A 19,491-nucleotide genomic window follows, 5' to 3' on the forward strand; every position below is an offset into this window, starting at 1 on the left:
AGGAAGACGATATATATGCGCTATTTTTGGTTATAGGCTGGCTACCAGAATAGCCGTAAATTCCTCTAGGAATACACGATCTTCGTGATCAAAGCGGCCTTTTAGTGGGCTGTCAATGTCCAGCACTCCAATCAGTTCCCCATTCTTGACAAGGGGAATAACGATTTCACTATTGGAAGCAGCGTCACAGGCAATATGTCCTGGAAACGCATGTACATCATCTATAACAAGCGTCCGTTGTTCTGCGGCTGCGGTACCGCATACGCCACGTCCTAATGGAATCCGTATACATGCAGGTAAGCCCTGGAAAGGACCAAGTACAAGCTCATTGCCGTCATAAAGATAGAAACCGCTCCAATTAATATCAGGAAGGAAATGACCAAGTAATGCTGATGCATTTGCCAGATTGGCAATGGTATTGGATTCATCATGAATAAGTGCCCGGAGTTGTCCGAGAACCGATTCGAATTGTTCATGACGTGTGCCTTCGTAAGGAATAGCTTGAAACATGTAGGGTTCACGCTCCTAACATTAAATTTTTACATTAAGTGTTGTATATATCTTAAAAAATAGGTAATTATCCAATTCGCTTTTACCATTGGTTAATTAATTCAAGATATAACGATTGTATATATTCAGTCAAGTGGAAAATCACTCTGTAACCTTTTCGTACACTCCGTACTCTACCCTCTGTACAGAATTATTTTGGGAAGGGGGAAAGCTATACGTTTTAGCAGGGTAAACAATTTAGATTGCAATTCAGCGAGGGTTGCCCTCATCTGTTTCCAGCTTATCCTCTATGGGTAAAAACAGTGTAACATGGTGGCCTAGGCCAGGGAGGAGTTACAATTATGCATGCAGATGTTCAGAACTTGTTTATCCGTATACAGATGCTTTCTTATGCACATCAGAACGATCTCACGATAAGAGATATTCAACCTGTGTTGGAAGAGCGCGGTTACCGTGTAGGAGAACGTGAGGTCAAGCAGGAGCTTGAAAACCTGACGCAGGAAAACTTTCTGACACCGCATGATGATATGTTCAGCATTACCGGCGCAGGGATCGATGAATTACAGGAAATTCAGTCGATGCTGGGCGTACTGTACAAGGATGTTGTGAAGAAACCGACTCGCACCACAGTTTAATCTCTTATAATATAGAAGATGCCCTTCTAATTCCTCATCCTAGGAATAGGAGGGCTATTTATATATATAAGCTTCGCAGCTTTAAATAAGGTTGTGTTTGTTGAAGGTGTATGCTTAAATGTAGCGTATATTTATGTCATTTTAATGCTGGAAGGATGATTGAACATGTGTGCATATGCATGTGAGGGGCATATACCACTGCTTGAAAGTGCGCGTCTTCGGCTGCGAAGGATGGAAAGCGGGGATGCGGCTACAATGTTCGCTTGCTGGTCTGACCCGGAGGTTCACCGTTATATGAACCTTTCAGGTATGTCCGGACGTGAGGACGCAGAGGATATGATTGAGCTGTTGAATGAGTTGGCGAAGACGGAGGATGCGCTGCGCTGGGGAATAGAGCTGAAGGAAAACGGGAAGTTGATTGGAAGCTGTGGTTTTAATTATTGGCAGACGGAGGGAGCTTATAAAGCCGAGATTGGTTATGAAATAGCCAAGCCTTATTGGCGGCAGGGTTACATGACCGAGGCGCTACACTTGGTGCTGTCATTCGGGTATAACACGATTCGGTTGAATCGGATCGAAGCGCTGGTGGACCCGCGCAATACAGGCTCGCAAGCCCTGCTGTCCTCGATGTCCTGGACACAGGAAGGACTGTTGCGGCAGGTACAGCATACATCTACAGGTTTTAAGGATATGCTAATGTATTCTTTATTGCATGAAGAATGGCTCAGACTGGAGGCACAACGAAATGCTGTTTCAGTATAACGGCGGTTCGTCGCCGCTGCACAGGTTAGGGCCGTTAAGTAAGCTAATATGGGTGGGATGCTTTAGCCTCCTGTCGATGGCTTGGGATTCGACGCTGCGGGAAGCAGCACTCTTGGCTGTACTGATTGCTGTGGCTGGCTTGGGCGCACGTTTGCCATTAGCACGCCAACTTCGGGCTATGTCGTTCCTGATTGGTTTAGGTATTCCGTATTTTATATTGTCTATCCTTGCGATTCGAGAAGGACATACCGTGGCTGCATGGGGACCCATTGTCATTACAGCAGAGGGGCTGGACATCGCAGGGGCGTTAACGTTGCGGATTTTTGTGTTGTTTTTGGCATCTTATATCTATCTCTCGACGACCGATCCCCGAGATTTTGTGCAGGCATTGAATCTGCGCTTGCGTGTTCCTTATCGGTTTGCGTTCGGTATTTCGGTGGCACTGACGTTTCTCCCCTTATTGGAAGAAGAAGGGAGAACAATTATGGCAGCACGGCGTGTTCGTGGACAGGAACCACCAAGAGGGTGGAGCAATCGGTTATCATGGTGGAGCGGGTATGCGGCTGCCGTGTTGGTGAATGCTGTAAGACGGGTTCAGCAGACGGCGCTGGCTATGGAGGGCAAAGGTTTCGGTGCTTATGCAGAACGGACATATCTTCGTACACTGAACAATGGGCGTTTAGGCAACTTATGTGCGGTGACTGCTGTATTAGCTACAGCTGTTTTATGGTGGAGCTTATAAAGTGAAGCCTCTTATTTTTGGCCTTATTGTCAACCTACTAAATATAATTGGGTTGACAATAAGGCCGCAGATGAATACATTTATACAGTAGCAGCTTGTACAAGGATCAGAGCTGTAATCTTATAGATTAGATAGGGAGAGGAGTCAAGAAATACATATGAAGGAATCTCGTATGTTTGCAAAGTTTACAACGCTGGATATCGTACTCATGGCGATGCTGGCCACGTTGAACGGCGTCATGACCGTGTATTTGTCGCTCATTAACAAAACATTAAACAGTCTGGGAGGGCCTATCGCAACTTCCGCTATTGTCGGTCTGTACATGATATACGGCTTGTTGGCTTATTATATTATTCGTAAGCCGGGTACAGCGGTTATTGCTTATGCATTTGGCGCGGTGGTGCAATCCTTTATGGGCTCTGCCTATGGAATTGCTTCTATTATCGCGGCGGCTGTCTGCTATATGATTGCGGCTGAGTTGGTATTTGCCTTGTTGCGGTATCGACGCTGGAACGCAGTTTCGCTGATGCTAGTGGGTGGGGCTATGGTTCCGCTGTGGTTTATTGTCGCAGCCAATATGTTTGGCTATATGCATTGGGGCTGGAAGGTGCTGACGATTGCACTGGTCGTTCGTATCCTGAGCGGCATTGTCCTGTGCGGTCTGCTGACGAAAGTGTTGGGTGATGCTTTAAATCGTACGGGACTGTTAAAACGTTTTAAACTGGGACACGCTTCACGTGCATAGCCGTGGCTATACATGTGGTTATATCTTCAACGATGGGGATCGAGGATATTTCAGTTATGAATGAACATAGCGATTATAACTCTAGCAGTAAAATAGCCGTATCCTTGAAGAATTTTGGCTATCGGTATGATGACCAGGTGGAGCCAGCTTTACATGGTCTGACACTGGACATTGCGGTGGGCGAGCATGTAGCCATTGTCGGAGCCAGCGGAAGTGGAAAGTCTACGCTATGTCAGCTACTTCATGGCGGGTTGTCCCGTTCCGGTGAAGGCGAACGGACGGGGGAGCTGACCGTGTACGGGATGGACCCCGATACCGCTGATTTGGCTACTGTCGCCACCACTGTCGGCGTCGTGCTTCAGGACCCGGATGCCCAGCTGGTGCAGGGAATCGTCGAAGACGAGATTGCTTTTGGGCCGGAGAACCTGCGCGTGCCTCCGGCAGAAATAGCGCAGCGCATTGCTGCTGCGCTGGAGGCCGTCGGCCTAGCTCCTGAGCGCGACTCCTTCGTGCGGCGCCTCTCGGGAGGCCAGCGCCAACGCACCGCGATTGCAGCGGTACTGGCGTTGGAAGCGCCGCTGGTCGTGTTCGACGACGCAGCTGCGCAGTTGGACCCGCCGGCTGTACGCGACTTTGCCCTGCTATGTCGGCGGCTCCATGCCGAAGGCCGGACGGTGGTTACCGCGTCCGGCCGCATAGACGATGGCGCGCGGGCAGCACAGCGCGTCATCGTCTTGAAGGGCGGGACCGTGCAGCTGCAGGGTCCGCCCGAAACGCTGCTGCGCGAACATGGTGCGCAGCTGGCCGCCTTGGGGCTGCTCCCCTCTCCCGGAGGGAGGGGGGACATGCCGCGTGAGCCGGGGGGGAATCCCGGCTCAGCAGCGGACCGCACTGGGCAGCCGTTGCTGGAGGTGAAGGGATTGCCCTTCACCTACCCCGGTAACCAGCGCCCGGCGCTCAAGGGCGTGAGTCTTGCCCTTGCGCCTGGCGAACGAGCCGTGCTGCTGGGTGAGAACGGCTCGGGTAAAACCACGCTCGGCAAGCTGCTTATGGGTCTACTCCCAGCACCGAAGGGATGCATGTGGTGGGAGGGCCAGGATATGGCGAAGCTACCCATTCACCGACTGGCTGCCGGGATTGGTTATGTATTCCAGCAACCAGAGCATCAGTTTGCAGCTGCAACGGTGTGGGAGGAATGCTTGTACAGCGTGCGCGCCAAGCTTGGTTTACGGACCGGGGAGCCGGTTCCCGTCGCATATGTGGAACGGGCGCAGCGCTTACTGGCAGCCGCCAGGCTGGGCCACAGGCTAGAGGTTTCGCCATACCTGTTAAGTGGAGGCGAAAAAAGGCTTTTGAGCGTTGCGGCACAGTTTATCCTACCCAAAAAGCTTTACATTTTGGATGAGCCAACTGCGGGAACGGATTACGAAGGGGCAAACATCCTGCTCCGTATGTGCACAGAGCAGTCTGCTGAAGGCGCGGCTTTTCTGATCATTACCCACGATTTGCAGATTGCTGAACGCTTTGCCAGCCATGTTCTTCGTATGGAAGAGGGGTATCTCTATAAAACGGAAGATAGCGGGAGTTAACATACGATTACAGTTGACAAAAATTAAGGATATGTAGACAATAATATATATACATCGTACAAAACAGGCGGCCTATATAGGCCGCCTGTTTACGATTATGCGGTGCGGGTAATAATCCATTCTGGAAAGGCAAACCGCACAGATACAACACAGTTTTTATAAGGGAAGGATTTGTGATTTGCTTGGGAAACGATAAACCCATGAAGCGCGGACTCGTGCTGACAGGTGTTCTATTGGCCACTTTTCTGGCCGCAATTGAAGGAACGGTTATCGGTCCAGCGGGACCGACGATTGTTAGCGAGCTGGGTAGCGTGAATTTGCTCAGTTGGATTTTTACGGCATATTTGCTGACGATGGCTGTGACCACGCCCATTTTTGGCAAGCTTAGCGATTTGTTTGGTCGAAAACCCATTTTTTTAATCGGCTGTTCGTTGTTTGTACTTGGCTCGTTGCTTTGTATGATGGCTGGTAGTATGGAGCAGCTTATTATCTACCGGGCTATACAAGGGATTGGTGCGGGTGGTGTCATCCCCGTTACCTTTACCATCATCGGTGATATATACAAAATGGAGGAACGCGGCAAAGTCCAAGGCATGATCAGCTCCGTATGGGGAATTTCTTCCCTGATCGGGCCTCTCTTGGGCGGTTATGTGGTTACCTATTTTGGCTGGGAGTGGATTTTCGGCTTTAACGTCCCCTTTGGATTGCTGGCTATGTTCTTCATCGCCCGTTACTTGCGTGAACAGGTAAGCAAGCGTACCGCACGTATTGACGTGCCGGGAGCGGTTACCTTTACCATCGGGATGACGGCCCTCTTGCTCGTATTGGCACTGGGTGGGCAGTATATCGGCTGGGCTTCTCCTGAATTGCTGGCCTTGGCTGCCGTAGCCATTTTGTTCCTGATTCTGTTTTTGGTTATTGAAAAACGCGCTCAGGAACCGATGGTGCCACTAAAGCTATTTCGGATACGGGATATTGCTTTTTCCTGTGCCGCAGCACTGTTAGTCAGCACTCTATTGATCGGACTGACTAGCTATCTTCCACTATGGATTCAAGGTATACACGGTGGAGATGCCGCTTCATCTGGTCTCGCCTTGGCTCCAATGTCCGTAGGTTGGCTATTTGGCTCCATGATCGGAGGACGCATTTTGCTGACGCTGGGCTCGCGTCGAACCTCTTTGATCGGGCTGACCCTGATTGTATTGGGTGCCTTCGTCATGACCTTGATGGGCCAAACGGCTCCGATCTGGCTGCTGTTCCTGTCTACATTATTGTATGGACTGGGATTCGGCTTCTCGATAACTGTGTTCACGATTATTGCCCAGTCCTCGGTCGGGTTCCAGCTGCGTGGCGCCTCTACAGCTTTGAATACATTCCTGCGCACGTTGGGGCAAACGATTGGGGTTGCAGCCTTCGGTTCATGGCTGAACTATCGCATCGCAGCCCAGACAGCCGATGGACAGCTAACTCAGCAAGGGGTTACGCAGGAGGATATTAATGGTCTGCTGGCCCCGCATGCTTCACAAACTCTAAGTGACAAGGTTGCCGGATTACTTCGTTCTGTACTGGAAAACAGTCTGCATTCCCTGTTCGTTATCATGGTCGTTATTGCAGTTATTAGCTGGTTTGTCGTCCTCGGATTGCGGAACCGTCCGCCGGGTACGGAAGAAGAGGCAGATCAGCGCGTAAAGACACCACAAAGAGAACACGCATAAAAAATAATATACATCTTTCAGGATAAAGAGACAGTCCGGTACACCAAATAAGGGTCCGGGCTGTCTCTTTATGCAATGGTCTCTCCTCCTACTGATTCAGCAAAATAGCCACCTCGTATAGGACCGATAAATTCCCAAGTATACAAAAAGGAGATAAAAACCCCCTAGAGTTGCTATATATTCATAGAGTATAGGTAACAAAATGGTAAAAAAGTCTTAAGAAATTGTAACAAAAAATGTGTTTCTGAATTGAGCTGTAGGGTACTAAGGAACCATTTTTATGAACCCGCTTACAAATCGGGCTTTGCATGATTTATTTTAGAACGATTTTTCATGTAAATGAAGCAACCAACCTAGCAAAATGGGACACGGAAAAAAATCAAGTAGCAAATATTTCTAAATGTAATAGGAATGAAAAAAAAGGAATTTTCAGAAAATTACTAGGAAAATATGAGGATGAAATTCATAGAGGAACCTGTTTTCTTACCTCACATAATAGGGCTTTTCAGTCTATATCAATCGTTTGACATACCATATAAAATGGCCCTACCAACCAAAAAGTTGGGTTTCAAATCTAGAGCATAATTAGATTAAGGGAGATGGAGTACTTGAAGTTTAACAAATGGTTCAGTAAAGCAGCCACTGCAACAGTAGCAACTACCTTGCTGTTAGGAGGCGGCGTTCAGGCTTTTGCTGAGGAAAATGATGCATCTGATCTCAAAACAGACAATGCATTTACGCAAATTACGCGTAATGACATGCTGAATATTTTCAAACAGCAAGGCAAAGAGAAATATGAGGTTCCGTCCTTCGATGCGTCTACAATTAAGAATATTCCTTCTGCTATGGGTCGCGACAGCTCAGGCAAGCTGATTGATTTCGATGTCTGGGACTCTTGGCCGTTACAAAATGCCGATGGCACAGTAGCCAATTACAAGGGGTACAATATCGTTTTTGGACTGGCAGGCGATCCTAAAAGAGGCGAGGATACATTCATATACCTGTTCTATCAAAAAGCGGGCAATACTTCACTGAGCGGCTGGAAAAACGCTGGCAGAGTATTTAAAGACAATGATAAACTGCTTGCCAACGATCCGATTCTAAAAAATCAGTCAGAAGAATGGTCAGGTTCAGCTACCTTAACCTCTGATGGACAAGTACGTTTATTCTATACCAGCAGACAGCCGTATGATCCGAATAACAAATTATACGGCAAGCAAACCTTGAGCACGGCTCAAATTAATGTCTCTCAGCCTGATGATAAGACACTGAAAGTAGATGGAGTCGAGGATTTGAAATCGATCTATGACGGTGGAGATGGGAAAATCTATCAAAATGTACAGCAAAGCGTCGGAGTGGATATGGATAATCATACCTTTAGAGACCCTCACTATGTCGAGGATCAAGGCCACAAATATATTATATTTGAAGCCAACACAGGGACAGAAACAGGCTATCAGGGCGAAGATTCGATTCAAAACCCAGCTTATTATGGCGGCAATAAGAAATTCTTCACGGAAGAGCAACAAAACCTGCTGCAAAGTCCTAAGAAAAAGGGAGCTGAGTTGGCGAACGGCGCACTGGGTATCGTTGAATTGAATGATGATTATACGTTGAAAAATGTAATGCCTCCTTTGATTGCATCCAATCTGGTAACAGATGAAATTGAACGGGCGAATGTGTTTAAAATGAACGGTTTGTGGTATTTATTTACGAGTACAAGAGGTTCCAAGGTGACTGTAGATGCGATCGGTGACGATGATATTTACATGCTGGGTTATGTTTCTACTTCCTTGACAGGGCCTTATAAACCGTTGAATGGAACCGGTCTCGTTCTTCATCAGGATCTGGATCGTGATGATATTACCTGGACGTATGCCCATTTTGCTATCCCGCAAGGCAAAGGTAATAACGTAGTTGTGTCGAGTTATATGACCAATCGAGGGCTTTTCCCGGATCACAAATCTACTTTCGCGCCAAGCTTCCTGCTGAATATTAAAGGTTCGAAAACCTCTGTTGTGAAAAACGGTATTCTGGAACAAGGGCAAATCACGATTGATCCAGAAAAGGACAAAAAAGAACCCCAAAATGAGTATGGCAAGAAATAAGTAGGTATAAGCAGTATGTCCGAAGGCGGCAGCTTGGTAGCAACCCGATCTGTCGTCCATCGGACGATACATAACGATGCAATGAGAGGTAAGGAGGATCGTCATAATGAGAAAAAAAGCTCCCAAGAATATTTGGATACGATCCGTTGTAATCATCACAGGCTTAACTATATTTATAGCTATGGGTTGGAGTATGTACCAACAGGATACAGCCGAACCCCCAAAATCTGCTGCAACTCCAAAAAATCAAGCGAATCAAAGTAAGCAAACAACACCGACCTACCGGTCAGCCTATCATTTTACCGTTCCGGATAAGTGGAAGAATGATCCGCAACGGCCCATTTATTTTGATGGAAAATACCATTATTACTATTTATATAATCGTGATTATCCCAAAAAGAACGGTACAGAATGGCGACATGCCACATCCACCGATCTGGTTCATTGGAAAGATGAAGGGGTGGCGATTCCCAAATATACGAACCCGAATGGAGATCCTTGGTCCGGTTCGGTCGTGATCGATGATAATAATACCGCAGGTTTTGGAAAAGGCACGCTGGTAGCCATTGTGACACAGCCCTCCGCAGATGGCGGAAAGCAGGAACAATTTTTGTGGTACAGTAAGGACAAAGGTAAGACGTTTACTTCTTACCGCAACAAGCCTGTGATGTCCAACCCCGGTACAAAGGACTTCAGAGATCCCAAAATCATCCGAGATCCTCAACGTAATCAATGGGTGATGGTCATGGCAGAGGGAACGAAGATTGGCTTTTATGAGTCTGATAATTTAAAGAATTGGCGGTATACGAGCGGCTTTCAAACAGAAAATATTGGGCTTGTGGAATGTCCTGACCTTTACCGGATGCGTGCGGATAATGGAACCTATCAATGGGTTCTGGGTGTGAGCGCCAATAGCAAATCAACAGGCGGACCCAACACGTATGCCTACTGGACGGGAGATTTTAATGGAGAAGCATTTCTCCCTAATCACAGTGAACCTGAGTGGCTGGATTATGGGTTTGACTGGTATGGTGCAGTTACGTTCGAGGAAGGAAAAGGCAAAGATAAATATAGTAACCGTTATGCTCTGGCCTGGATGAATAATTGGGATTATGCCAATAACACGCCTACCCTAAAGGAAGGCTTTAATGGAATGGATTCGATTGTTCGCCAAATTCGGCTGAAACATACGGAAGATGTTGGATATCGTTTGGTTTCACAGCCGGTACCCCATTTGGAGCGATTCCAAACATCCAAAAAATCATTAGGAACAATTAAAGTAGAGGGTGCTCACCGGCTTCCGGTTTCAGGCGATGCCTATCAGTTAGAGGCGGATGTATCTTGGTCTACGATTAAAAATGTAGGATTGAGGCTTCGAGAGTCGACGGATGGCAAGCGTCATGTCGATGTGGGTGTCTCAGTGGACGGTCAATACTCCTACGTAAATAGAGCCAACACCGGGCAGCCGGATCAGAGTGGAAAATATGTGGAGAGCAAGGCGCCTTTTGATGCTAATAAGAAAAAGGTCCACCTGAACATTCTCGTCGATAAAACCAGCATTGAAGTGTTTGTAGATGGTGGAGAAGTAGCTTATTCCTCTTTAATATTCCCACGATTAGAGGATCAGAAAATTACTCTTTTTTCCGATGGCGGTCCGGCAGTGTTTAACAATGTAGTGATCAAGCATTTTAGCCGATAGCAGGTACTTATGCTGTTCGTAAGCTTAGGCATATTTCGCTCTATCCAGGTATATAAAAAGTCCACCCATGAATATTAGGGTGGACTTTTCTGTGTAAATCTAAATTTTCGTTTTAGCACAGCTATAAGATTGTTCGTTTATTCACAAACGATTAGTTGCTAAAATTACTATTCATTCTATTTGTGATAAGGTGACAAGTTATCAGCGCTACGGCCCAATTTTTTGAGCAAGCCGATGAGTTGATCTCTTTCGGTTTCACTAATTCCGCTAAAGGCACGTTCAATCTGACGTGTATAATCAGGATAAATTTCGTCCATGACACGTTGTCCTTCGTCCGTCAATTCTGCATATATAATCCGACGATCTTGGTCGCACGGGTGACGGTGCAAATAACCGCGGCTTTCCAGTTTGTCGATAACATAAGTGACATTTCCGCTTTGCAGAAGCAGCTTTGCTCCAATTTGTTGGATTGGCTGCGCGCCTTTGTGATATAAAACTTCCATCACGGCGAAGGCCGTTGGGTTAAAGCCCACCGTTTTGATGCCAGCAACCGCATGTTCGTTTACACTTTTGAATGACTTGGCAAACACGCTATACAAATGCATGGATTGCTGTGTCACCAATGTTCGGTAATCTATCATCTTCATTCCGCCTTTATGTATGGATTTGGGCATCCTTTGACCGCTCGGCTCGGATGACCGGGCAACCATACCCTTGTTACTAGCATAAAGGGATTTACGTAGCGAAAACATGCGATTTGTCACAGTAGCTGCTTTTTTAACTATTTAATTTCAAAGCTTTAAAGTAAATTTTTGAAAAATAAAGGTTTTGAATGTAAAAATACTGTTCCGGTTGGTTATATTAAAAATAACATACCTAGTTTGATGAACCCCAATTAACCAAATAAGTTACTTCAGAGGAGATGAAACACATGGATACAGGTTCTTTCCGTTTTCAATTTCGTGATCCGCAGCAAGCCGCCCAAGCCTGTGAAACATTAAAGGAAATTGGATACTCCGCCAGCACAAATGGTGACACAGGTCTCAGTGTTCATATTGAGAACCAGGATGTGCTGTCTGCATTGGAAATTTGCCAAGCCTATGAAGGAAGCATGATTGAGGTAGGGACTCTTTTCTCTAAACCGGATCAATATCCCGGTTTGCAAGGAAATATAGGTGTACAACATCCAGGTTATAGCCCGGAAGATTGGATTATCCCGGCACACACGATCAACGAAGACTGGAGCGAAGCGTATAAAAATGGCTCCTCTCAAAAGTACACTAATACGATGGAGGAGCACAACGTCAGCTCTGATCAACAACCTGAAGACGATGTGGATGGATTTTCTGGAAGCATCCATATCTGATTTTGTCCTAAAAGTCATGATTAGAATTTGAGTCCTCACTGTTCAACTCATATTAGGATAAAGCTCCTATAAGACCATTAATTATTATGGCTTTGGAGGAGCTTTTTTTGTGTGAGAAAAACTCAGTTAGAAGTTTCACCAGAATTGGAATTCTGTAGGATATGCATAAATAGCAACGACAGCAGGGAATAACAATTTCAGAAAGGAGGTTTTGACCTTGCAAAAATTAGGAGTTCACGAAAAATTGGAATTACATGAGCTACTTACGTTTAAAACAACTTGCCTGACAAAAGCCCAAACCATGATTCCTTTAGTATCAGACACAAATTTAAAAAACATTTTGCAGCAGGATGTAAACGGTGGTACACAAGATATTCAACAACTTAAAAATCTGCTCGTGTAATTTAAAGGAGGATTAACGTGAATTCTATTGTTCAGAACATGACTGGAATGGGCGGAATGACGGATCAGGTGATCGCTTCTGACCTGTTGATTTCGGCTAAAAGTGGAATTAAAAGCTATGCAATTGCCCTGACAGAGTCAACCAGCTCGGAAGTTCGCAATGTTCTTTGCGACCAATTGAGCAAAGCTGTTAATCTTCATGAACAAATTTTTAATTATATGAAGAACAATGGCTACTATAATGCTTATGATCCAGAGCAGCAAATTCAAATGGATATCCAAAATGCGGACAAGGCACTTTCTATGTCTAAATTTTGATAATTAATCATTAACGCAACAAAAGATCTATTTAGTCCCAAATGAAGTCTCTGGTTTTATGTAGAAAAAGCATCAGCAAACCTTAAACGAGTTTGCTGGTGCTTTTTTATTACATAAATAGTCACACTTCTAATCTAGAAATCACAAATGACGAAATGAATTGCTGTCCACATGAAATATGGTGAAGAAGGCAATCATAATATCGGAGAACTAGGTCTCAATATCAGGAATAGGGTGATTTTCATTATGGGCAAGTCTTCAGCTGTTAAGCAAAAAGATCAAAAACTAAAATGGTGGCAATTAAGCTTATTAGGAGTTGCAGGTACCATTGGTACAGGATATTTCCTCGGGTCTGGCTTGGCGATCTCCATAGGTGGTCCAGCAGTGCTGATTGCATACTTTTTTGCAGCAGTGGGAACATATGTGGTGTTTGATGCCCTTTCGCGCATGACGGCAGATCATCCTGAACAGGGTTCTTTCCGTTCCTATGCCCAAAAAGCATTTGGAAGCTGGGCAGGATTCGGTAGTGGATGGGTGTATTGGTTCTCAGAATTGCTTATCAATGGGAGCCAACTAACCGCGCTATCTATATTCTCACGCTTTTGGTTTCCTCAGGTACCGATGTGGATATTTGCAGCAGGCTTCGGGATTTTAGGGCTTGTGATTGTTTTTTTTGGCAATAAGGGTTTTGATCGAGTTGAAAATGTACTGGCCATCATTAAGATGGCAGCTATTGTTATGTTTCTGGTTTTGGCCGTTGCTCTTTTGGCAGGCTGGATCGGAGGAGGAAAATATAATCCGAAGTTCCCCATCAGTTACAAAGAATTTTTTCCGACTGGGGGCATAGGATTGTGGTCATCTTTTATTTTTGCCTTTTATGCATACGGAGGTATTGAAGTGCTCGGAATTATGTCTAATCGGCTTCAAAAACCGGAGGATGCACCTAAAGCAGGCAAGGTAATGCTGATTACACTGGTTGCAGTGTATGTGATTTCAATTGGTCTGGCTGTGTCTATGGTGCCATTAAGTGCCTTTAACCCGAAAGAAAGTCCTTTTGTGCTTGCGCTTAGCAGTGATCACCTGGTTTTTGTGCCTCATTTATTTAATGGAGTGCTTATTATTGCAGGGTTCTCCACAATGACAGCATCCCTATACGCAGAGACATCTATGATGCTTACGCTTGCACAGGAAGGAGATGCGCCCAAATTATTTTCACGGAAGTGGAAGGGCAAATATCCCCTTTATGCACTTAGTTTGATCTCCGTTGGATTAATATCAGCCATCGTAATGTCGTTGCTGCTACCGGGAAAAGTATATGAATATATCACTACAGCAGCGGGTTTAATGCTGTTGTATAATTGGTGCTTTATTTTGCTGTCTTCAGGTAAGCTACTGGAATCGAGCAGATCAAACAATATTAAACGTTGGATTGGATTATTGTTGATAGCTATGGCCGTGGTCGGATCATTTTTTCATAAACTTAGCCGCCCGGGAGTGTACATCAGCTTACTGCTTGTCTTGTTAATTGCAATATGTGACCTCATTGTACAATGGGTTCGCCGAAAGCACGACAAGGAATCTCGTTAACGTTGTCAGTGAGTTAAGCGTTAGCGTAAAAAAAGTAATTGAAATGCTTGTACGCCAAAATAAAAGCCAAAACCGATAAGAGATAATCCGGACATCCAAGAAATGGTTTTAAGCAAGCCGGTTTTTAAGAACCGCCGGAAAATACTTGAAGCGGCTGCCATGGTCACATCCCAGAGTAACACGCCTAATACAATCGCTCCGCTATAGATCATTAGCTGTTGTACTGGATATGTATTAGCGACGTTTGCGAGTATGGATCCGTAAATGCCAAGCCAAAAAAGGATGGAGAGGGGATTAAATAATGACATTAGAAAACCGGACATAAATGAGTTACTTAATGTATTACCATTTCCCCTTAATTCGGATTCTGAAATCACACCTGCATTTTTGATGCTTTCAATACCTGTATACACAAGTACGAAAAAACCAAACAGCCATAAAAAAGCTTTGACAAACGGAGCATTAAGAAGGTGAATCATTCCCAAATAAACAAGCAGCATATAGATAATGTCTGCGGTTATTGCACCAAGCCCAATAAACCAGGCGTGCCAAAAACCATTCTTGATACCTCGATCCAACTGTGCGGCATTAATCGGTCCAATAGGGGCCGAAAGTGACAGACCAAGAAAAATATAACTGATAAAAGTATTAATGGTGACTCCCTCCTTGTTTTTTATTGGATGTTATGTATTTTGTCTATTTAAGTTTATTCGGACAAACCCATTTATAAGACCATATTTTTTGTGCGTATATTGTAGGAGTAGCCTCGTTATTGCCAACCAACCTATCAATGAATTAAATCTAAAAAAGGAGCTCTAATTCCGTTCACACAAGGATTAGAGCTTTTTTAATGACAGGTTATAAAAAAAGTTTATTTGATCGAATAATTGGGGTTGACACTTTTATTGAAAGCGCTTATATTTATCTCGTGAACAATACGTTATATAACGTTATATAAAAAGGAGAGATAAAAATGAATGTACAACAGACGGTTCAGACGATTTATGAACAAGCAAGCGGAGAGATTTCTGAGGTGTATTTAGTAGCCTGCGGGGGCTCATTAGTCGATATGTATCCCTCAAAATATTTTTTGGATAGTGAAGGAAAGAAGCTGGTAGCAGGGATGTATACGGCGAATGAGTTTGTGCACGCACTGCCAAAACGATTAGGTAAAAACGCTGTAGTCATCGTGTGTTCCCATGGAGGAAACACGCCGGAATCGGTTGCAGCTGCTAAATCAGCCAAAGAGAAAGGCGCTTACACCATCGGCTTAACCCACAATAGTGAAGCGACACTGCTCAATTATTCTGATTATTCATTCCTCTACGAGTGGGGAGATGAGAGCGATGTCAAAAATAACCCGATGGCTATTATTTTGGAGCTTGCTGTTGAGTTGCTTCAAATCGCTGAAGGCTATGTGCATTATCAAGCTTTCCAGAACGGCTTGGGAGCAATTAATGGAATTATTAACCGGGCCAAAATACAAGTTGAACCGCGTGCCAGTGTATTCGCTGACAAATATCGCAATGAAAACCTCTTCTATATCCTGACCAGCGGAGCTTCTTATGGACATGCGTACGGATTTGCTATCTGCTCTCTAATGGAAATGCAATGGCTTCATGCGGCTTCAATCCATTCGGGTGAATTTTTCCACGGACCGTTTGAAGTAACGGATAAAGAAACTCCATTTATTCTGATGATCAACGAAGGACGCACACGGGCATTGGATGAGCGGGCACAGACTTTCCTGAATCAATATGCCGAGAAAGTAGAAGTGATCGATGCGAAGGAGCTTGGAATCGGAACCATTGCCGACGAGGTCGTCGAGTTTTTTAACCCGGTTTTATTTTACAGCATTGTATGTGTTTATCGTGAAGCACTCGCAAATGTACGCAATCACCCACTGGAAACTCGCCGTTATATGGGCAAAGTAGCTTACTAAGCGCACTTACCAACAGGAGGTAACCATCATGAAAGTTCTAGGCATTGGCGATAATGTGGTAGATAAATATGTTCATCTGCGCATGATGTATCCTGGCGGCAATGCGCTTAATTTCAGTGTGTTTGCCAAAAAAGCGGGAGTAGATGCAGCCTTTATCGGAGTATTCGGAGATGATAACGAAGCACAGCATGTAGAACACATTCTCCGTGAGCTGGAAATCGACATTTCACGGTGCAGATATCACAGCGGTGAGAACGGCTGCGCACGTGTAACCCTGGAAGACGGAGACAGAGTATTTCTGGGCAGCAATGAGGGAGGAGTTACACGTCTCCATCCGCTGAAGCTGAGTGAAGATGACAAGGCCTATGTTGGCGGGTTCGACCTTATTCACACCGGCTTGTACAGTCATACAGGGCACTTGCTGCCTGAATTGAAGATGCTGGGAATCCCTCTTTCTTTTGACTTTTCGGATGATTTCATAGATGCACAGGTGGAGAAATATATTGCGTACGCCGATTTCGCTTTCTTCTCTTGCAGCCATATGACGGATGAAGAGACGCAGAACTATATCCGCTCCAATCGAAAAAAGGAGGGGCAAATTCTGGTAGCCACACGCGGCGGAGATAGATCTATCGCCTATGATGGTACTAAGTTCTATTTTCAAATGCCTGATTCCGTGGACGCTGTGGATACGATGGGGGCAGGAGACTCTTATATAACCGCCTTTTTACTGAGCTTTTTGAAAAATGGCAACATTCAGGACGCTATGGCAGAAGGCACGAGGGTTGCCGCCCAGAGCTGTCTGGTAGAAGGTTCTTTCGGATACGGCGTCCGCTACTAAAAAATTATGTTCAAATATCTTCACTTGTAAGAATATGTAACATTTGATACTCTAAGTGGGAGTAATATAACGTTATATGACAAGTGAGGGCACAGTATGTTGAATTCAGACCAAGCAGAGCCATTATATATTCAATTACAAAAAGCGGTCAAAACGGCTATTCATAATGGAACATTTACGCAGGGAAGCCGTATACCGACCGAAACTGAGCTAAGCGAGACCTACAATGTAAGTCGAATTACCGTAAGAAAAGCCATTGCCGAATTGGTTCATGAAGGTTATCTGACCAAACGTCAAGGAAAAGGTACCTTTGTCAATGTACCCAAAATTGGGCGGAAGATTGAACATGTCATCAGCTTCACGGCTGCCTGCAAATCCAACGGCCTATCTTCACACAGTGTGGTCACAGAACGTGAAATCATAGAAGCAGATGAGGAAATGGCACATCAGTTGCAGCTGCTACAAGGAGAACAAGTGTTATATATTCAGCGCAAAAGATACGCCGGTGATCGACCACTAATGCTGGAGAATAACTTTTATCCTTATGACCGATTTTCTTTTCTAATGGAAGAACAGTTGGTGGACTCTGTATACGAACTGTTGCGTCATAAATACAGCATTGATCCTAACCAACCAGGAGAGACGATATTACAAATCGCTTTGGCGGATGAATATCAGGCAAAGCTGCTGGAGACGGCCATCGGACAGGCGTTGTTCTACATGCACACGATTATTTATGATCAGCATGGAGGCCCCGTTCATGTAGGTAAACAGTACATCATTGGAGATCGTTATCAATTCTCAATATAAATCCGTTGCCTGTTATGTAAATGTATTCAGGTACGGCGCAGCTTCTGCTTCCACTCTATAAGAGAAGCAGAAGCTATATTATAACGTTATATTACGTTATGTAGTGAGGCGGATGAATAATGAGGGGGTGAAATTGTGCAAGGGAAGAATGATACATTAGCGGACAAAGTTTTACTGTCAAATGCTATTTTTAATGGCTTAGAAAATGAAGCCTCGCCGGGGTTTATTGCACTGCGAGGAGAATGTATTGCAGCAGTGGGGCGTCCCGAGGAGGCACAAGCTTGGATAGGAGCGGGAACGGTTGTCTGTGATTTGGGCGATGCTTTTATCATGCCAGGAGTTCATGACAACCATGTATTTTTTACCGGATATATGTCGATGCATCGGGGCGTGGATTTGACTCATGCAGCCTCTATTGAAGAAGCAATGGAATCCATGCTACAAGCGGCAAACAACCTTCCGCCAGGGAAAGATGTAACCGCTTACGGCTGGAGCGAGGAAGGTTGGGGCAAGCTGCCTGAGCAAAGCTTGTTAGACGAGCTGTTCCCTGATCGGGCGGTAATTGCCATTAACCTAAATAAAAGCTACTGCTGGATGAACCGACTGGCTCAGGAGAAATATCAATTTTTGCCGGATCAATGCAGTGCTGAGGCACGCGCTTTGCTGCTCCAAGCTATGATGAAGGATCACAGCCTTGTCAAACAAGAGTTTATGGAGTTTTGCCGCATACTAGCTGCACGAGGAGTTACCTCCATAAAAGATATTGGCTTTGACCGGCATAGCGAGCTGCTGCCGATTCTAGAAGAATTGAAAGAAACAGGAGAACTGCCGCTCCGATTTCATTTCTCACTTGAACCCGTTGTTGAACCGTTGGATATTGGCACCGGTATGAAGTATAAAGCACTTTATAATGGGGACCTTATTCGTTTCCAAGGATACAAGCTGATGCTTGACGGCGTCGTAGCAGATCATACGGGGGACATGCTGGAACCGTACGCAGATATGCCTGAAGTCACGAATTTGAGGACGGTTGATTACGAAAAAATTGAAGCCTCTGTGCTGGAAGCGGACAGCCAAGGTATCAAATGCTGCCTAACTGCAGAAGGTGATGCTGCGATTCGCCAAGCGGTATCCATGATTGAAAAATGCCGCGAACAACAAGGTAATAACCTTATCAGACATTCTATCAGTGATCTAGAGTATCCTCATCCAGATGATTTGATCAGAATGGGCGAAAACGAAATTTTTGCCGAAGTCTACGCCCAAATCCTGCTACTGAATCCAACCTATGAAGAGGCCTATATGCCTGTTGTGGTAGGCAAAGGTAATGAGAACCGATTTTATAATTATAAATCTATGCTGGAGGCTAACGTGCCAATAACCATTGGGACTGATCTGCCTTTATTTATCACGAGTGTTCCTGATTCACTGTACTCAGCTTCTCATCGGTTATTTCCGGACGGATCACCTGCTAGAGGCTGGTATCCCGATCGTGGTATGCCGCCATCCGAAGTTTTAAAAGCATGGACCATTAATGGAGCCAGACATTGTTATATGGAAGAGGTCACAGGCACGCTGGAGGCTGGAAAATATGCTGACATCGCCGTTTTTGACCGCAACCTTCTTAATGCATCCGCTGGTGATATCAGGGATGCCCAAGTGATACTGACCATTATGGGAGGGAAGGTTACTTATAACCATTCTTGGAATGAGGGATAAA

General features: G+C 45.1%; 19 protein-coding genes. 16 read left to right on the top strand and 3 right to left on the bottom strand.

Translation table 11 applies throughout. The features are described from left to right. Positions 1–30: 30 nt before the first annotated feature. Positions 31–510 carry a GAF domain-containing protein gene (locus NLX74_RS13795; protein WP_254329068.1) on the bottom strand — a complete coding sequence of 160 codons (480 nt, stop codon included), beginning with the start codon at positions 508–510 and terminating at the stop codon, positions 31–33. Between the two features lie 341 nt (positions 511–851). Here NLX74_RS13795 and NLX74_RS13800 point away from each other — a divergent pair, with 341 nt between their 5' ends. The 8 genes from NLX74_RS13800 (at position 852) to NLX74_RS13840 (ending at position 10,505) form a co-directional block, all read left to right on the top strand. Then, positions 852–1,145, top strand: coding sequence for a hypothetical protein (locus NLX74_RS13800; protein WP_165178967.1), 294 nt, complete (start codon positions 852–854; stop codon positions 1,143–1,145). A 165-nt stretch (positions 1,146–1,310) separates the two neighbouring features. Continuing rightward, positions 1,311–1,907, top strand: a complete 597-nt coding sequence (locus NLX74_RS13805) for a GNAT family N-acetyltransferase (protein ID WP_254329069.1) — start codon at positions 1,311–1,313, stop codon at positions 1,905–1,907. Beyond that, positions 1,891–2,649 (top strand): energy-coupling factor transporter transmembrane component T family protein, encoded by a 759-nt coding sequence (locus NLX74_RS13810; protein ID WP_254329070.1) that lies wholly within the window; start codon positions 1,891–1,893, stop codon positions 2,647–2,649. Before NLX74_RS13805 ends, NLX74_RS13810 begins: the two co-directional genes overlap by 17 nt. 157 nt (positions 2,650–2,806) lie before the next feature. Continuing rightward, positions 2,807–3,394, top strand: coding sequence for an ECF transporter S component (locus NLX74_RS13815; RefSeq protein ID WP_254329071.1), 588 nt, complete (start codon positions 2,807–2,809; stop codon positions 3,392–3,394). Between the two features lie 56 nt (positions 3,395–3,450). Next, positions 3,451–4,983, top strand: coding sequence for an ABC transporter ATP-binding protein (locus NLX74_RS25855; RefSeq protein WP_367997043.1), 1,533 nt, complete (start codon positions 3,451–3,453; stop codon positions 4,981–4,983). 200 nt (positions 4,984–5,183) lie between these two features. After that, positions 5,184–6,698 carry an MDR family MFS transporter gene (locus tag NLX74_RS13830; protein WP_254329116.1) on the top strand — a complete coding sequence of 505 codons (1,515 nt, stop codon included), beginning with the start codon at positions 5,184–5,186 and terminating at the stop codon, positions 6,696–6,698. Positions 6,699–7,306: 608 nt separating this feature from the next. After that, positions 7,307–8,806, top strand: coding sequence for a glycoside hydrolase family 68 protein (locus NLX74_RS13835; protein ID WP_069291079.1), 1,500 nt, complete (start codon positions 7,307–7,309; stop codon positions 8,804–8,806). A 106-nt stretch (positions 8,807–8,912) separates the two neighbouring features. Further along, positions 8,913–10,505, top strand: a complete 1,593-nt coding sequence (locus NLX74_RS13840) for a glycoside hydrolase family 32 protein (RefSeq protein WP_254329072.1) — start codon at positions 8,913–8,915, stop codon at positions 10,503–10,505. Between the two features lie 176 nt (positions 10,506–10,681). On the opposite strand, the gene NLX74_RS13845 is transcribed toward NLX74_RS13840, so the two are convergent. Next, complete coding sequence (locus NLX74_RS13845; RefSeq protein ID WP_013369372.1) at positions 10,682–11,146, bottom strand: MarR family winged helix-turn-helix transcriptional regulator; 465 nt, start codon at positions 11,144–11,146, stop codon at positions 10,682–10,684. Between the two features lie 290 nt (positions 11,147–11,436). On the opposite strand from NLX74_RS13845, the gene NLX74_RS13850 reads away from it, so the two are divergent. The 4 genes from NLX74_RS13850 to NLX74_RS13865 all read left to right on the top strand — a co-directional run bounded on the left by NLX74_RS13850 (position 11,437) and on the right by NLX74_RS13865 (position 14,178). Then, on the top strand, positions 11,437–11,871 hold the full coding sequence (locus NLX74_RS13850; RefSeq protein ID WP_254329073.1) for a hypothetical protein: 435 nt from the start codon (positions 11,437–11,439) through the stop codon (positions 11,869–11,871). 217 nt (positions 11,872–12,088) lie between these two features. Next, on the top strand, positions 12,089–12,274 hold the full coding sequence (locus NLX74_RS13855; RefSeq protein WP_061831982.1) for a hypothetical protein: 186 nt from the start codon (positions 12,089–12,091) through the stop codon (positions 12,272–12,274). Positions 12,275–12,291: 17 nt separating this feature from the next. Further along, on the top strand, positions 12,292–12,591 hold the full coding sequence (locus tag NLX74_RS13860) for a spore coat protein (protein ID WP_061831981.1): 300 nt from the start codon (positions 12,292–12,294) through the stop codon (positions 12,589–12,591). Between the two features lie 246 nt (positions 12,592–12,837). Continuing rightward, positions 12,838–14,178, top strand: coding sequence for an amino acid permease (locus NLX74_RS13865; protein WP_254329074.1), 1,341 nt, complete (start codon positions 12,838–12,840; stop codon positions 14,176–14,178). A gap of 20 nt (positions 14,179–14,198) precedes the next feature. Here NLX74_RS13865 and NLX74_RS13870 read toward each other — a convergent pair whose 3' ends face one another. Further along, on the bottom strand, positions 14,199–14,831 hold the full coding sequence (locus NLX74_RS13870) for a LysE family transporter (RefSeq protein ID WP_081112522.1): 633 nt from the start codon (positions 14,829–14,831) through the stop codon (positions 14,199–14,201). 320 nt (positions 14,832–15,151) lie between these two features. On the opposite strand from NLX74_RS13870, the gene NLX74_RS13875 reads away from it, so the two are divergent. The 4 genes from NLX74_RS13875 (at position 15,152) to NLX74_RS13890 (ending at position 19,490) form a co-directional block, all read left to right on the top strand. After that, the gene (locus tag NLX74_RS13875; protein WP_254329075.1) at positions 15,152–16,120 is read left to right on the top strand and encodes an SIS domain-containing protein; all 969 of its coding nucleotides are present in this window, start codon (positions 15,152–15,154) and stop codon (positions 16,118–16,120) included. A gap of 28 nt (positions 16,121–16,148) precedes the next feature. Continuing rightward, entirely contained in the window at positions 16,149–16,961 is an 813-nt protein-coding gene (locus NLX74_RS13880; RefSeq protein ID WP_069291085.1) for a PfkB family carbohydrate kinase, read from the top strand. 96 nt (positions 16,962–17,057) lie between these two features. Next, on the top strand, positions 17,058–17,771 hold the full coding sequence (locus NLX74_RS13885) for a GntR family transcriptional regulator (protein WP_254329076.1): 714 nt from the start codon (positions 17,058–17,060) through the stop codon (positions 17,769–17,771). Between the two features lie 135 nt (positions 17,772–17,906). Continuing rightward, the gene (locus tag NLX74_RS13890; protein WP_254329077.1) at positions 17,907–19,490 is read left to right on the top strand and encodes an amidohydrolase; all 1,584 of its coding nucleotides are present in this window, start codon (positions 17,907–17,909) and stop codon (positions 19,488–19,490) included. The last annotated feature ends 1 nt before the right edge of the window (position 19,491 follow it).

Source organism: Paenibacillus sp. MZ03-122A, from assembly GCF_024213325.1.
Taxonomy (GTDB): domain Bacteria; phylum Bacillota; class Bacilli; order Paenibacillales; family Paenibacillaceae; genus Paenibacillus; species Paenibacillus polymyxa_B.

Bases quoted from the DNA above. Each gene is read 5' to 3' on its own strand.
- NLX74_RS13795 (WP_254329068.1), bottom strand. From the start codon at position 510: ATGTTTCAAGCTATTCCTTACGAAGGCACACGTCATGAACAATTCGAA.
- NLX74_RS13800 (WP_165178967.1), top strand. From the start codon at position 852: ATGCATGCAGATGTTCAGAACTTGTTTATCCGTATACAGATGCTTTCT.
- NLX74_RS13805 (WP_254329069.1), top strand. From the start codon at position 1,311: ATGTGTGCATATGCATGTGAGGGGCATATACCACTGCTTGAAAGTGCG.
- NLX74_RS13810 (WP_254329070.1), top strand. From the start codon at position 1,891: ATGCTGTTTCAGTATAACGGCGGTTCGTCGCCGCTGCACAGGTTAGGG.
- NLX74_RS13815 (WP_254329071.1), top strand. From the start codon at position 2,807: ATGAAGGAATCTCGTATGTTTGCAAAGTTTACAACGCTGGATATCGTA.
- NLX74_RS25855 (WP_367997043.1), top strand. From the start codon at position 3,451: ATGAATGAACATAGCGATTATAACTCTAGCAGTAAAATAGCCGTATCC.
- NLX74_RS13830 (WP_254329116.1), top strand. From the start codon at position 5,184: ATGAAGCGCGGACTCGTGCTGACAGGTGTTCTATTGGCCACTTTTCTG.
- NLX74_RS13840 (WP_254329072.1), top strand. From the start codon at position 8,913: ATGAGAAAAAAAGCTCCCAAGAATATTTGGATACGATCCGTTGTAATC.
- NLX74_RS13845 (WP_013369372.1), bottom strand. From the start codon at position 11,146: ATGATAGATTACCGAACATTGGTGACACAGCAATCCATGCATTTGTAT.
- NLX74_RS13850 (WP_254329073.1), top strand. From the start codon at position 11,437: ATGGATACAGGTTCTTTCCGTTTTCAATTTCGTGATCCGCAGCAAGCC.
- NLX74_RS13865 (WP_254329074.1), top strand. From the start codon at position 12,838: ATGGGCAAGTCTTCAGCTGTTAAGCAAAAAGATCAAAAACTAAAATGG.
- NLX74_RS13875 (WP_254329075.1), top strand. From the start codon at position 15,152: ATGAATGTACAACAGACGGTTCAGACGATTTATGAACAAGCAAGCGGA.
- NLX74_RS13880 (WP_069291085.1), top strand. From the start codon at position 16,149: ATGAAAGTTCTAGGCATTGGCGATAATGTGGTAGATAAATATGTTCAT.
- NLX74_RS13885 (WP_254329076.1), top strand. From the start codon at position 17,058: ATGTTGAATTCAGACCAAGCAGAGCCATTATATATTCAATTACAAAAA.